The organism is Streptomyces sp. DSM 15324, from assembly GCF_001514285.1.
Classification (GTDB): domain Bacteria; phylum Actinomycetota; class Actinomycetes; order Streptomycetales; family Streptomycetaceae; genus Streptomyces.
Map to the genome: position 1 here is coordinate 198,178 of NZ_KQ949034.1, position 13,427 is coordinate 211,604.

Genomic DNA, 13,427 nt, shown 5'->3' on the forward strand with positions numbered 1-13,427 from the left:
GACGGTGGCCCGGTGGGCCGTCCTCGGAGTACTCGGTCCTCGGCATCACTGGCGATTCGCTCGGCACTCACCCTAGGAAGACCACCTCCAGAGACAGCCCAGCAGACGGAGAGCGGCAGTCCAGCAGACCGCCAAGATTTCGCGGCGCCGCGCTCAGCGGGCGGCCGCGTCCGGCTCGTCCGCCGCCGAGGGGTGGATGTACCTGCCGCGCTGGAACGGGGTGAACCACGCGTCGAAGGGGACGGGGGCGACAGCGAGCGGGCCGTCGGCGGCGCCCTCTTCACCGGGCTCGTGCCGTCCGTCGTCGTAGCCGTCGTAGAGGTACTCGTGGCCCATGTCCTCGTAGAGGTGGTCGGTGAGCGCGTCGAGGGCGGCCGCCACGTCGTCGTCGAGCAGGTCGTGCAGCTCCAGGATCGTGGTCGTCTGGCTCAGCAGCAGGCGCAGGGCGAGTTCCTCGGCGACGCAGCCGAGGCGCTGGAAGCTGCCGTCGGTGAAGCGGGTGGTCAGGGCGATGACGGTGACCAGGAAACGGCGGGCGAACGGGGCGTCGTACTGGAGGGCGTAGCGGTCGGGGAGTCGTTCGAGGTGCCAGAGGGGGCCCTCGCACTCCGCGACGGTGGCGTCCTCCTGGGTCAGGACCTGGACGTCCTCGAAGAGTTCGTCCACCAGGACGTCGGTGGCGTGGACGAGGGCGCCGGCGGCGAGCCTGGCGCTCTCCGGCGGGACGGCGAGCCCCTCCTCGCCGTCCAGGACGCCGAACCCGGCCGGGGGCAGGGAGCGCAGTTCGTCGGCCAGCTCCAGCATCCGGCGGCGCATGGCCGCGGATCTGCGGGCGGCGTCGGGGACCGCGCCGGTGGCGTGGTCCGCCGCGGCCTCGGCGTGGCGGGCCTTGCGGGCGACGGGGTCGGCGGGCGGTGCGTCGGGGCCGTCGGCGGCTTCGAGGCTGGCCAGGGCGAGATCCTGGTGGAGTTCGACCTCGCAGCGCTCGATCTCCCAGTCGGCCAGCAGCTCGGTGCGCTCCAGGAGTTCGTCGACGAGCACCCGTACCGAGTCCTCGGCGAACTCGAGCGCCGGGGCGTCCACGACGACCTTCAGCAGGGCCCCGCCGGGGTGGACGGCCACGATGGTGTCGAGGACGTCCACCTCCAGTCCGTCGGGCCCTTCGACGGCCCGTACGGAGTCGAATCCGTCCTCGATGAGCGACACCGCTCCGGCGCGCTGCAGCGGGTCCATCTCCGGAGTGCCCTCCGGGATGCAGGTCTCCACGGTCACTACGTACGTCACGCGTCCGAGCCTTACAGCAGGAATGCCCTCGCGCGAGAGTGCGAACACATCCGCGCCGTGAATTCGATCTGTCCGCGGGCCGCTGGGGGGCCTCCGGGTCCGCCCGCGCCGTTGAACGCGAAACCGGCGGCTTGGCTACGCTGGTCAACATGCACCCATTAAGGGCAATTCCCAGGAACTCGGGCACCGCTCGTGCGAGCGGCGCCCGAGGAAGCCGGGGTGGCGGCTGATGGGGCGCGGCTCGCTGGCCGTCGCCGTCGCGGCCGCCCTGGCCCTCGTCGGCGCCTGCGGCTCGGGCGGCGGGAACGGCAAGGACGGCGACCCCACGATCGGCCTGCTGCTCCCGGGCGGCGGGGCCTCCCGCTTCGGACAGTTCGACCGGCCGCTGATCGTGAAGGGGGTTGAGAAGCAGTGCCCGTCCTGCCCGGCGGTGCAGGTCGCCGCCACGCCCGACCCCGCGGTCCAGCGGCAGCAGCTCGAGGCCATGATCACCCGGGGGGTGGACGTGCTGATCGTGGCCGCCGTCGACCCCGAGCTGCTGCGGCCGTCGGTCGTGGCCGCGGAGCGGGCCGGGATCCCCGTGGTCGCCTACGACCGGCTCGCGCAGGGCCCGATCTCCGGTTACGTCACCTTCGACGGCGCCGAGGTCGGCAGGCTCCAGGGCGAGGGGCTGCTGAAGGCGATGGGCGCGAAGGCGGACGGCGGGCAGATCGTCATGATGAACGGCGCCACGACCGACCCGAACGCCGCGTGGTTCAAGCAGGGCGCCCTCTCCGTCCTCAAGGGCAAGGTGAAGGTCGGGAAGTCCTACGACACCGTCGACTGGCGCCCGGAGAACGCCTTCGTCAACATGCGGGGCGCCATCGCCGCGCTGGGCGCCGGCCACATCGACGGCGTCCTGGCCGCCAACGACAGCCTCGCCGGAGCCGTGATCTCCGCCCTGAACGCCACCGAGGTCAGGCCTCTTCCCCCGGTGACCGGGCAGGACGCCGACCTGGTGGCGGTCCAGCGCATCGTCAAGGGCGACCAGTACATGACCGTGTACAAGCCGTACAAGTCCGCGGCCGACGCAGCCGTGCGGATGGCCGTGGCGCTGGGCCGCGGCGAGCCGCTCGGGTCCATCGCCCCCTCCACGGTGGACAACGCCACCTCGAAGAACGTCCCGGCGGTCCTGCTGCCGTCCGTGTCGGTGACCGTCGGCACCATCAAGGACACTCTGATAAAGGATGGTCTGTACACCATCGGCCAGATCTGCACCCCCGGGCTCCGGGCCGCCTGCGCCAAGGCCGGGCTCACCGGATGAGCCCGAGGGAGGAGGTGGGCAGTGCCGGTTCGGTTCCGCCCCGAGGAGGCCTGGCCGTGACGGAGCCCACCCCGGGCGGCGACGGCGGCCCACCGGACGGCGGCGGTCGGTACGGCCGGTACGCCGCCCATCTCGCGACGTACGCCGCCTCCGTACGCCACCGGCTGCGCGCAGGCGATCTAGGACCCGTGCCCGTGCTGCTCGCCCTCGCGGTGACCTGGGTCGTCTTCCAGTCCCTGAACCACAACTTCCTCTCGCCGCGCAATCTGTCCATCCTCAGCGTGGACATCGTCGGCACCGGTCTGGTCGCCGTCGGCATCGTCTTCGTGCTGCTGATCGGCGAGATCGATCTGTCGGTGGGCTCGCTCGCGGGCCTCGCCGGGGCCCTGTTCGCGGCGCTCAACGTGAACCTCGGGATGCCGGAGTGGCTCGCCGCGCTCATCGCGCTGCTCTGTGGTGCGACGGCCGGCGGGCTCCAGGGGTTCTCCTTCGCCAGGATCGGCGTACCGGCGTTCGTCGTCACCCTCGCGGGGCTGCTGGCCTGGAACGGCATCATGCTCTACCTGCTCGGCACGGACACCTCCATCGCCTTCAGCGACGAGGGGCTGGTGGCCCAGCTGACCAGCCACTACTTCGGCGCCGCCGCCGTCGGCTACGGCCTGGCGGCGCTCGCCACGGCCGGGTACCTCGCCTTCTGCCTGCGCGACCGCGCACGCCGGGGCGCGGCAGGGATGCCGTACCGTCCGGCGGCCGGCATCTGGATCCGTACGGCTCTGCTCGCGGCGGTGACCTTCACCTCCGTCCACGTCCTGGACCGGTTCGAGGGCCTGCCGCTGGCGCTGCTGATCTTCCTCGCGGTGGTCGTCGTCTCGGACGTCTTCCTGCGCCGCACCCCCTACGGCCGCCAGATCATGGCGCTCGGCGGCGGGGTGGAGGCGGCGCGCCGGGCCGGGGTGGACCCGACCCGGGTGCGGATCGCGGTGTTCACGGTGTCGGGGACCCTCGCGGCGCTCGGCGGCCTGTTCATCGCCTCGCGACTGACCTCGGCGAGCCAGGTGCCGGGCTCCGGGATGCTGCTGATCAACGCCATCGCCGCCGCCGTCATCGGGGGCACCAGCCTGTTCGGCGGGCGGGGGTCGACCTGGTCCGCGCTGCTGGGGGTGCTGATCATCCAGTCCATCGCCTCGGGCATGGCACTGCTGGGGGTCGGGTCGCCGGTCCAGTTGATGATCACCGGCGGGGTGCTGTACACAGCGGTGATGCTCGACTCCGTGACCCGCCGCTCGGCGGAGAGCCACGGGCGGGCCTGAGGCCCGTCACCGAGGCGCCGGGGCGGCGATTTTCGGTCGATCCCCGCCGGACGGGTGACGACCACCGCCCCGAGTGCCGCCTCCCGACCTATGCTTCTTCTACGTTGCTGTAGAAATCACGTGAAGGAGCGGACGCCACGATGGTGTTCAAACGACTGCTCGGCTCGCTCGGCGTGGGTGGCCCCACGGTCGACACGGTCCTCGACCCCACGCCGGTCCGGCCCGGCGGGACGCTCACCGGGCAGGTCCACCTCCAGGGCGGCAACGCCGACCACGACATCGAGCACATCACCCTGGAGCTGGTGGCCCGGGTCGAGGCCGAGCACGGGGACGGCGAGAGCGAGGGGACCGTCGTCTTCGAGCGGGTCACGGTCGGCGGCGGCTTCCGGCTCGGCGAGGGCGAGCGGCGCAGTGTGCCGTTCGGGGTGACCCTGCCGTGGGAGACGCCCATCACCGAGCTGTACGGGCAGGCGCTCGGCATCGTCCTCGGGGTGCGCACCGAGCTGTCGGTGGCCGGCGCCAGGGACAAGGGTGACCTCGACCAGCTCACCGTCGCCCCCCTGGCCGCCCAGGAGCACATCCTGGAGGCGCTCGGCCAGCTCGGCTTCGGCTTCAGGTCGGCGGACCTGGAGTACGGCCGGATCGGCGGCACCGGCCAGCAGCTCCCCTTCTACCAGGAGATCGAGCTGACCCCGGCCCCGCAGTACGCCCACCAGATCAACGAGGTGGAGCTGACCTTCCTCGCGCACCCCGGCGGCCTGGAGATCGTCCTGGAGGCCGACAAGCGGGGCGGGTTCCTCTCCGAGGGACAGGACGCGCTCACCCGGTTCACCGTCGGACATCACGACCTGCGGGACTGGAACACCGAAGTCGACGGCTGGATCCGCACGCTGGCCGAGCACCGGGCGTCGTACGCCTCGTACGGCTCTACGTACGCCCCCTCCCACGACCCGCACCCCTACGACGGGCACGGGCACGACGGGCACGGGCACGGGCACGGGCACGGCGAAGGACACCGCTCCTCCGGCCCCGGCATCGGGACCGCCGTCGCGGCGGGCGCGGCGGGGCTCGCCGTCGGTGTGGTCGGCGGCATGGTGGCGGCGGAGGTCATCGACGAGGTCGGGGACTTCTTCGAGGGCGACGAGGAAGAAGACTGATCATCGAGGGACCGGGCCGAGGGACCGGGCCGAGGGACCGGGCCGAGGGCCGACGGCTGAGGACCGACGGCTGAGGACCGACGGCTGAGGACCGACGGCTGAGGACCGACGGCTGAGGACCGACGGCTGAGGACCGAAGGCAGAGGACCGGGACTGATCCCCGCAGGCACTCCCCTACAGGGACTCGCGGTGGGCGAGTGCCGTCTCCAGCCGGTCGTTGCAGCGGGCGGGGGAGGCGGCAGGGGAGGCGCCGGGGGTGTCCGGCCGCTCCTGGTGGGCCCGCAGGGCGGCGCTCATCAGGGTCATCAGCAGGTTCACGTCGGACTCGCACTCCAGCCGGACGGTCACCCAGTGCGAGCCGGGGACCAGCCGGATCGCGGTGGAGCGCCGCAGGTCCGGCTCGTAGCGGCGGATCGCCCGGACCGTGAGGTACAGGTCCACACTGCGCTCGGTGTGGAAGTGGGCGATCTCGCCGCCGGCCGAGCCGAGTGCCCGGCCGGTGCCGCAACTGGACCGGACCTCCGTGAGGTCCGGCCAACTCGCCAGCTGTGCCAGGGCGTGCCAGGCCGTCGTCATACGGCCATCATGGGGCGCTCACCGCCCGGACACCAGGGTTTGAGTGAGACGTAACCGCGACGTAGCGTCCCGGCCCGGCTCGGTGGCGGGGCTCACCGCCGTGGGGCGGGACGTCCGCTGAACGGCCGGAGAGCGGCTCTCGTACTCCTGGGCGACCGATCCGCTTCCCCCAGTCGCGTACGGAGTCCCGATGCGCCGTCCCGTCCGTCGTCTTCTCGGAGTTCCGGTGTGCGCGCTCACCGCGGCGCTGCTGCTCGCCGGGTGCGGCGGCGGCTCGGGGGACGGGGGCGAGGAGCGCACGGCCGCGTCGAAGAGCGCCGCGCCGACCGCCCGCCCCATGACCCTGGAGGCGATGGGCAAGGCCGTCGGCTGTACGACCGCGCCCCAGGAGGCGGGCAAGACGCTCGACTTCCGGCAGGGCGTGTGCAAGTCGGCACACGCCCAGTTCGTGCTGCTGACCTTCGACACGGCCGAGGGCCAGCGCGACTGGCTCGACACGGCGATGATCTACGGCGGGGTCTACCTCGTGGGTGACCGCTGGGTCCTGTCGGCCGATCCGCGCTCGGAGATGGAGAAGCTGCGCGGGGAACTCGGCGGCAAGATCGAGGAGTCGCCGTACGGCGCGAGCCCCGCCGCCTCCTGACGCGCCCGGCCGGTCAACTCGGTCATCGGCGTCCCCCGAGACGCCCGAATGAATCAGTTTGAGTGAATAACTGGCAAATGCCGTAGGCCGGTTGCGCCCGCCCCTACTGTCCATGCAGTCGCCGCCATCACCGAACAGAGGAGGCCGGCTGTGGTGCAAGTACGGGTCAACGAAGGTGTGCTGTGGGTGGAGGGAGAGGCCTACCCCCTGCGCAACATCTCCCATGTCGGCCAACGGGTGCTGGAGGTCGACCGGCGCGCGGCCTGGAAGCGGTTCATCCAGCGCTCCCTCATCTGCTTCTTCGTCGGCGGACTCATCGGAGCCGGCGCGGGCGCCTACGGCCTGATCATCTGGCTCGCCGTGCAGGCCCTCCTGATCTGGCAGCTCGTCAAGCTCCTCAACAAGCCGACCCTGTACGGCCTCGTCCTCAACACGTCCGGCACCCAGCGCGACGCCGTGTGGTCCACGGACCGCAGCGAGATCACCTACCTGGTCGGCGAGATCACCAAGGCGATCGGCCACCCGGACATCGCCCAGATCACCTACAACGTGCAGCACGCCGTGCACGGCGACATCATCAACCAGTACGGCGACAACAACGTCGGCAAGAACCAGCACAGCGGTTCCGGGAACATCGTGGGGTCGCGATGAACGGCGACCACATCCAGCAGTACGGCTCGGGCAACCTCGGCAAGGTCGTGCACAGCGGCTCGGGCGACATCGTCACCGGCGGCAAGCACACGGCGGCGGGACCGGACGCGCGCGCTGCGGCCCTGGACACCCTCCTCACCGAGCTCCAGGCCCTGCGCCACCACCTGGACGACGGCCGGCGCGCGGAGGTCGACGCGGCCGTACGGGAGATCGGCGCCCACCCGTCCGGCGAGCGGTTCCGCACGGTCCTGGAGCGGATCGCCGGGATCGCCACCGTCCTCGGCGCCGTGGGCACTCCGGTCGTCACGGCCGTCATGGCGCTGATGGGCGCCTCGTGAAGCGGCCGCTCAGTTGTTGTACGACTCGTCGTACGGGTCCCGGGGCTCGGGCGTCGGTGTGGCCGCGGTGATCTTCAGGTAGGGGATGGGGCCGTTGTTGACGGGGTCCCGGGTCGACCGGGGGGTGTAGGTGCCGGTGACGGTGAGCCAGGTGTCGGGTTGCAGGACCGGGGGGATGGCGCCGGTCAGGGCGACCTTGACGGGCTGGGCGTCCGCGGCGCAGCAGTTGAGGGCCATGCGGACCAGGTAGGGGGTGCCGTCGTGGTCGAGGGCGATGAATCCGGTGAGCCGGACGGTGCGGCCCTCCAGGGTGCGGCCGTGGTCGTACACCGCGCGGCCCGCGTAGTCGACGAGGCCGAGGGGCAGCGGGTCGGTGGCCGGGAGGGCCGGGTAGGCGAGGGGTTCCTGGAGGGCCGTACCGGTGCGGGTCGCGCTGTAGGAGCCCAGGGCCGGCGGGGCGACCAGGATCAGGGCGAGGAGGGGGAGGACGAGCAGCCAGGAGATACGGGGTTCGGGGTGTGCGCCGTGCCGCTCGCGCTCCTGGTGCGTCTCCTGATCCTCGTGCTTCTCCCCCTCCTCCCGAAGCCCGTGGGTCTCCCGGTTCTCGTGCTTCTCGTGCTCCTCGCGCTCCGACTTCCCCCTGCGCCACTCGTACCAGGCCGTCGCCAGCGCCGCCACGATCAGGACCGCCCCGGAGGCCAGCAGCAGCGGTTGCAGACCCGCCTTGACGTAGCGGAGGTAGAGGTCGGTCGTGCCGGCGTGCAGGAGGGCCGCGCCGAGCAGGAACAGGACGGCGGCCTGGGACTGTCGGTTCACAGCAGCACCGCTCCTGTCAGTACGGCCGAGGCGATGGCCAGGACGAAGGTCATGGGGGCGAAGCGCAGGGCGAAGCCACGGCCGAAGGTGCCCGTCTGCATCGCGAACAGCTTCAGGTCGATCATCGGGCCGACGACCAGGAACGCGAGCCGGGCCGTCAGGGAGAACTGGGTGAGGGACGCGGCCACGAAGGCGTCCGCCTCCGAGCAGATGGACAGGATCACCGCGAGCAGGGCGAGCGCCAGGACCGCGACGACCGGGTTGCCGGCCGCCGTGCGCAGCCAGCTCTCCGGCGCGACCGCCTTCAGGGTGGCCGCCGCCATCGCGCCCACCACCAGGAACCCGCCCGCGTGCATCACGTCGTGCCGCACCGAGTCCCAGAACGCGGCACCCTTCGTCTGCCCCTCGTGATGCGCGTGCGCCGGGGGCCGCATCCAGTCCGTGCGGCCCACCCGCTGCCACAGCCAGCCCATCGCACACGCCACCAGCAGGCTCGCGACGAAACGGCCCAGCACCATCTCGGGGTTCCGGGGGAAGGCGACGGCCGTCGCGGTCAGCACGATCGGGTTGATGGCGGGGGCGGAGAGGAGAAAGGCGAGCGCCGCGGCAGGGGTCACGCCCCGGCGGACCAGCGCCCCCGCGACCGGCACCGAGGCGCACTCGCAGCCCGGCAGGACCGCCCCCGCCATCCCGGCGACGGGCACCGCCAGCGCCGGACGGGAGGGCAGCGCACGGGCGAAGAACGACGGCGGGACGTAGACCGCGATCGCCGCCGACAGCAGCACGCCCAGCACCAGGAACGGCAGGGCCTGGATCACCACCGCCACGAACACCGTCGTCCAGCTCTGCATCACCGGCGCGGACAGGGCCCGGCGGATCGGGCTCTGGAGCAGCACCAGCAGGAGCAGCAACAGGGTCAGGGCGAGGGAGGAGGTGAGCCGGCGGGGCTCCTCGGCCCGGCGGGGCTCCTCGGCCCGCGCTTCGGCCTCTGGGGCCGCCTTGGTGATGGCCACGGGTCCGGCACCTCCGCGTTCCGTGCTGTTCTGGCTGATCCCTGTTTCCCGCATTCCCTCCCCTTTTTCTACGGTGCGGGGGTGCCCGGTGTTCACAGCGGGGCCCCGTCCGTGGAACCCCGCGTCCCGGTGCGGCAGTCTTCTCCCTCGTGGGAAGTCACGCGGGGAGCGTTCCGCATCAGGGCAGGGCGGCGGGTGACACCGGCGCGCACATGGTGGTGTGCGGCGACGACGGGCTCGCGCACCGGCTCGCCGCCGAACTGCGCGGGGTCTACGAGGAGCAGGTCACGCTCGTCGTGCCGCCCGCCGAACGCTCGGTGCGGCCGCCGGTCGTCGGGCGGGCCCGCGCGGTGTCCGCGGCGCTGCTCGACCGGGTGGTGAGCGCGGCGGTCAGCCGGGCCGCAGGCAACGGCACGCCCCCGGCGGCCGGTGAACCGGCGGACGGACAGCGGACGTTGGAGGCCGTGGAGCCCACCGATGCGGTGCTCGCCGAGGCGGGCGTGGAGCGGGCCGACGCGCTGGCCCTGGTGTACGAGGACGACGAGACCAACATCCGCGCGGCCCTCACCGCCCGCCGGCTGAACCCCCGCCTCAGACTCGTCCTGCGCCTGTACAACCGCCGTCTGGGCCTGCACATCGAGGAACTCCTCGACCAGGCGGCCGCGTTGGCCGCCGGCGGCGGTCCGGCGGCCGGGAGCGACGCCTCGACCACCGTGCTGTCCGACGCCGACACCGCCGCGCCCGCGCTCGCCGCGTCGGCGGTCGCCGGTACCACCAAGGTCGTCCAGACGGACGGCCTGCTGCTGCGTGCCGTCGAACGCGCGCCGGGTGAGCCCGCGAGCGGGCGCCCCACCCTCGCGCTGCTGTCCGCGACCGCCGCCGACCCCGCCTTCGCGGACGGTTCCGAGAGCAGCGGGGAGCAGGGGCCGCTGCTGCTGCCGGACGCGCAGGCGGTGCGGGAGGCGGCCGGGCGGCGCGGGTCGGTGGAGCTGGAGCAGGTGACGTACGCGAGGCGCCCCGCTCCGCAGACGGGCCGGGGTCTCGGGGCGACGGTCCCGATCGGCATCCTCTTCTCCCGGCGGCTGCGGCTGTCGCTGGCCGGTCTCGTGGGGTGTGTGTTCGCGCTGGCGGTGGCGCTGTGGGTGGTGACCAGGATCCATCCGCTGGGCGCGCTGTATCTGACCCTGCTGGACCTGTTCGCGATCAACGACCCGGCGATCGGGGCGAGTACGGCGCGTCAGGTGCTGCAACTGCTGTCCGGGCTGATGGGGTTGCTGCTGCTGCCGGTGATGCTGGCGGCGGTGCTGGAGGCACTCGGGACGTTCCGGGGGGCGGGGTCGCTGCGGCGGCCGCCGCGCGGGATGGGCGGCCATGTGGTGCTGCTCGGGCTGGGGAAGATCGGCACCCGGGTGCTGGTGCGGCTGCGGGAGCTGAACATCCCCGTGGTGTGCGTGGAGGCGGGGCCCGAGGCGCGCGGGCTCGCGGTGGCGCGGCGGCTGCGGGTGCCGGTGGTGCTGGGGGACGTCACCCAGGAGGGGGTGCTGGAGGCGGCGAAGATCCACCGCGCGCACGCCCTGCTGTCGGTGACCAGCTCCGACACGACGAACCTGGAGGCCGCGCTGTACGCCCGCACGCTCCGGCCGGATCTGCGGGTGGTGCTGCGGCTGTACGACGACGACTTCGCGACCGCCGTGTACCGCACCCTGCGGGCGGCGCATCCCCAGGCGCTGACCCGGAGCCGGAGCGTGTCGCACCTGTCGGCGCCGTCGTTCGCCGGGGCGATGATGGGGCGGCAGATCCTGGGGGCGATCCCCGTGGAGCGCCGGGTGCTGCTGTTCGCCGCGCTCGGGGTCGGCGAGTGCGCCCGGCTCAGGGGCCGGACGGTCGGGGAGGCCTTCCGGGCGGGCAGGTGGCGGGTGCTGGCGCTGGACACGGGCGAGGGCGGCGGCGGGCTGGTCTGGGACCTGCCCGACACCTATGTCCTGCGGGACGAGGACCGCGTGGTCCTGGCGGCGACCCGGCGGGGCCTGGCGGAACTGCTGGGCCGGCGGGGCAGGGCGTCGGACCGGTAGGGGCGGACCGGTCGGGGCGGACCGGTCGGGGCCGACCGGTACGGACGGACCGGTAGCAGCCGACCGGTACGGACGGACCGGTAGCGGCGCGCCGGTACGGGCGGACCGGTAGCGGCCGACCGGTACGGACGGACCGGTAGCGGCGCGCCGGTAGGGGCGGACCGGTACGGGCGGACCGGTAGGGGCGGACCGGTAGCGGCCGACCAGTACGGACGGACCGGTAGCGGCCGACCAGAACGGGCGGACCGGTAGCGGCCGACCGGTACGGACGGACCGGTACAGGCGCACCGGTACGGACGGACCAGTAGCAGCCGACCGGTACGGACGGACCGGGCCCGGGGAACCGCGCGAAGGGCCCCCGCGCCCGCACCCGACCACCACCGGCGGCCGCTACTTCACGTACCTCTCCGCGAACTCCAGTTCCAGCCGCACCTGCTTGATCCGCTCGTCCACGACCAGTGAGCCGTGGCCCGCGTCATAGCGGTACACCTCGTGGACCGCGCCCCTCGCCTCCAGCCGCTTCACGTAGTTGTCGATCTGGCGGATCGGGCAGCGCGGGTCGTTGATGCCCGCCGAGATGTACACCGGCGCCTTGACGTCGTCGACGTACGTCAAGGGCGAGGACGCCTCGAAGCGGTCCGGCACCTCCTCGGGGGTGCCCCCGAGCAGCGTGCGGTCCATCGCCTTCAGCGCCTCCATCTCGTCGTGGTAGGCCGTGACGTAGTCCGCGACCGGTACGGCCGCGATCCCGACCGTCCACGCCTGCGGCTGGGTGCCGAGGCCGAGGAGGGTGAGGTAGCCGCCCCAGGAGCCGCCGGTGAGGACCAGCCGGGCGGGGTCGGCGAGTCCCGAGCCCACCGCCCACTGCCGTACCGCCTCGATGTCCTCCAGCTCGATCAGCCCGACCCGCACCTTCAGCGCGTCCGTCCAGGCCCGCCCGTACCCCGTCGAGCCGCGGTAGTTGACGCGGATCACCGCGTACCCGTGGTCGACCCAGGCCGCCGGGGCCGCCGCGAAGGCGTCGCTGTCGTGCCAGGTCGGGCCGCCGTGGATGTCGAAGACGGTCGGCAGCGGCCCGGTCGCACCGGCGGGCTTCTGGACCAGGGCGTGGATCCGGCCGCCGGGGCCCTCCACCCACACGTCCTCCACGGCGACCGAGCCCGGGGACTTCATCCCGGGCGGGTCCAGGACGACCTGCCCGGTCGTCGAGCGGACCACCGGCGGCTCGGCGGCCGAGGACCACAGGTACTCCACGCTGCCGTCCGGCCGGGCCGTCGCCCCGGAGACCGTCCCGCGCGGGGTGGGAACCCGCTCCAGGGCGCCGCCCGCCAGGTCGTACCGGAACAGCTCGCTGCGCGCCTCGAAGCTGTGGGCGATGAGCAGCCCGGAGCCGTCCGGGTACCACTCGGCGCTGACGTCGCCCGGCAGGTCCAGCGCCAGGTCGGTCTCCTCGCCCGTGGCCACGTCCCACACCAGCGGCTCCCAGCGGCCGCGCCGCTGGTGCCCGATGAGCAGCCGGGTGTCGCCGTCCACCGGGGCGAAGCCCAGCACCTCCAGGCCCAGTTCCTCGGTGCCGCCGGCGGTGTCGTCCAGCTCGGCGACCTTCGTGCCGTCCGGGCGCAGCACCCGCAGCGCGGAGTGCATCGCGTCGCCGTGCTCGGTGTGCTCGATCGCGATCAGCGTGCCATCGTGGGAGAGGTCCCCGACGCCCGCCGACTCCCGGTGCCGGTACAGCTCGAAGGGCGCCTCGCCGACCCGCGCCACATGGATCGTCGTCCCCTCCTCGTCGGTCGAACGGCCCACGACCGCCGTGCGCCCGTCGCGGCCGAGCGCGAGGCCCGCCGGGTACGAGGGGTCGAGGCCGGGGGTGGCCAGTTCGTCCTCGCCGCCCTCGAAGGGCTGCCGGCGCCAGACACCGAACTCGTCGCCGTCCTTGTCGTCGAACCACCAGATCCACGCGCCGTCCGGGGAGAGCACGCCGTCCGTCGTGCCGTTCGCCCGTTGGGTCACCTGCCGCTGCTCGCCGGTGGCCCGGTCCCAGGCGTACAGCTCATACGTACCCGTCGCATTGGAGACGAACAGGGAACGGTCGGGCATGTCCTCCGCCCAGTCCGGCAATGACACCCTGGGCGCCCTGAAGCGCTTCTCCCAGTCCGGCATCTCCTCGTACCGCCCCGGCGCGGCGGACCCGTAGCTCTCAGTCATGGACCCATACTGCCCGCCCTCGGCGACAAACGACCGCCACGGGACCCGGCCTGTGGATA

The 13,427-nt window shown here is 72.9% G+C and carries 12 protein-coding genes; 7 read left to right on the forward strand and 5 right to left on the reverse strand.

Features of this window, described 5'->3' with window-relative positions:
- Window positions 1-153: 153 nt before the first annotated feature.
- On the reverse strand, window positions 154-1,284 hold the full coding sequence (locus AQJ58_RS32265) for a hypothetical protein (RefSeq protein ID WP_067256559.1): 1,131 nt from the start codon (window positions 1,282-1,284) through the stop codon (window positions 154-156).
- A 229-nt stretch (window positions 1,285-1,513) separates the two neighbouring features.
- On the opposite strand from AQJ58_RS32265, the gene AQJ58_RS32270 reads away from it, so the two are divergent.
- The 3 genes from AQJ58_RS32270 to AQJ58_RS32280 all read left to right on the forward strand — a co-directional run bounded on the left by AQJ58_RS32270 (window position 1,514) and on the right by AQJ58_RS32280 (window position 5,054).
- Window positions 1,514-2,587 (forward strand): sugar ABC transporter substrate-binding protein, encoded by a 1,074-nt coding sequence (locus AQJ58_RS32270; RefSeq protein WP_067256561.1) that lies wholly within the window; start codon window positions 1,514-1,516, stop codon window positions 2,585-2,587.
- A complete protein-coding gene (locus AQJ58_RS32275) occupies window positions 2,584-3,897 on the forward strand; it encodes a sugar ABC transporter permease (protein ID WP_079079368.1) in 1,314 nt (437 codons plus the stop codon). The genes AQJ58_RS32270 and AQJ58_RS32275 overlap by 4 nt, the downstream gene beginning before the upstream one ends.
- Window positions 3,898-4,037: 140 nt before the next feature.
- The gene (locus AQJ58_RS32280) at window positions 4,038-5,054 is read left to right on the forward strand and encodes a sporulation protein (RefSeq protein WP_067256563.1); all 1,017 of its coding nucleotides are present in this window, start codon (window positions 4,038-4,040) and stop codon (window positions 5,052-5,054) included.
- A gap of 174 nt (window positions 5,055-5,228) precedes the next feature.
- On the opposite strand, the gene AQJ58_RS32285 is transcribed toward AQJ58_RS32280, so the two are convergent.
- Window positions 5,229-5,630: a luciferase domain-containing protein gene (locus AQJ58_RS32285; protein ID WP_067256565.1), complete on the reverse strand. Its 402-nt coding sequence runs from the start codon at window positions 5,628-5,630 to the stop codon at window positions 5,229-5,231.
- Between the two features lie 190 nt (window positions 5,631-5,820).
- Here AQJ58_RS32285 and AQJ58_RS32290 point away from each other — a divergent pair, with 190 nt between their 5' ends.
- The 3 genes from AQJ58_RS32290 (at window position 5,821) to AQJ58_RS32300 (ending at window position 7,262) form a co-directional block, all read left to right on the forward strand.
- Window positions 5,821-6,273 carry a hypothetical protein gene (locus tag AQJ58_RS32290; RefSeq protein ID WP_067256566.1) on the forward strand — a complete coding sequence of 151 codons (453 nt, stop codon included), beginning with the start codon at window positions 5,821-5,823 and terminating at the stop codon, window positions 6,271-6,273.
- Window positions 6,274-6,423: 150 nt separating this feature from the next.
- Complete coding sequence (locus tag AQJ58_RS32295) at window positions 6,424-6,924, forward strand: DUF6232 family protein (protein WP_234360365.1); 501 nt, start codon at window positions 6,424-6,426, stop codon at window positions 6,922-6,924.
- The gene (locus tag AQJ58_RS32300; RefSeq protein WP_067256568.1) at window positions 6,921-7,262 is read left to right on the forward strand and encodes a hypothetical protein; all 342 of its coding nucleotides are present in this window, start codon (window positions 6,921-6,923) and stop codon (window positions 7,260-7,262) included. Before AQJ58_RS32295 ends, AQJ58_RS32300 begins: the two co-directional genes overlap by 4 nt.
- Before the next feature lie 9 nt (window positions 7,263-7,271).
- Here the strand turns inward: AQJ58_RS32300 and AQJ58_RS32305 are convergent, their stop codons facing one another.
- A complete protein-coding gene (locus tag AQJ58_RS32305; RefSeq protein ID WP_067256569.1) occupies window positions 7,272-8,078 on the reverse strand; it encodes a TIGR03943 family putative permease subunit in 807 nt (268 codons plus the stop codon).
- Complete coding sequence (locus tag AQJ58_RS32310; protein ID WP_067256571.1) at window positions 8,075-9,091, reverse strand: permease; 1,017 nt, start codon at window positions 9,089-9,091, stop codon at window positions 8,075-8,077. Before AQJ58_RS32310 ends, AQJ58_RS32305 begins: the two co-directional genes overlap by 4 nt.
- Window positions 9,092-9,303: 212 nt before the next feature.
- On the opposite strand from AQJ58_RS32310, the gene AQJ58_RS32315 reads away from it, so the two are divergent.
- Window positions 9,304-11,163 carry an NAD-binding protein gene (locus AQJ58_RS32315; protein WP_067256573.1) on the forward strand — a complete coding sequence of 620 codons (1,860 nt, stop codon included), beginning with the start codon at window positions 9,304-9,306 and terminating at the stop codon, window positions 11,161-11,163.
- Window positions 11,164-11,553: 390 nt separating this feature from the next.
- Here AQJ58_RS32315 and AQJ58_RS32320 read toward each other — a convergent pair whose 3' ends face one another.
- Entirely contained in the window at window positions 11,554-13,368 is a 1,815-nt protein-coding gene (locus tag AQJ58_RS32320) for a S9 family peptidase (RefSeq protein WP_067256575.1), read from the reverse strand.
- Between the last annotated feature and the right edge of the window lie 59 nt (window positions 13,369-13,427).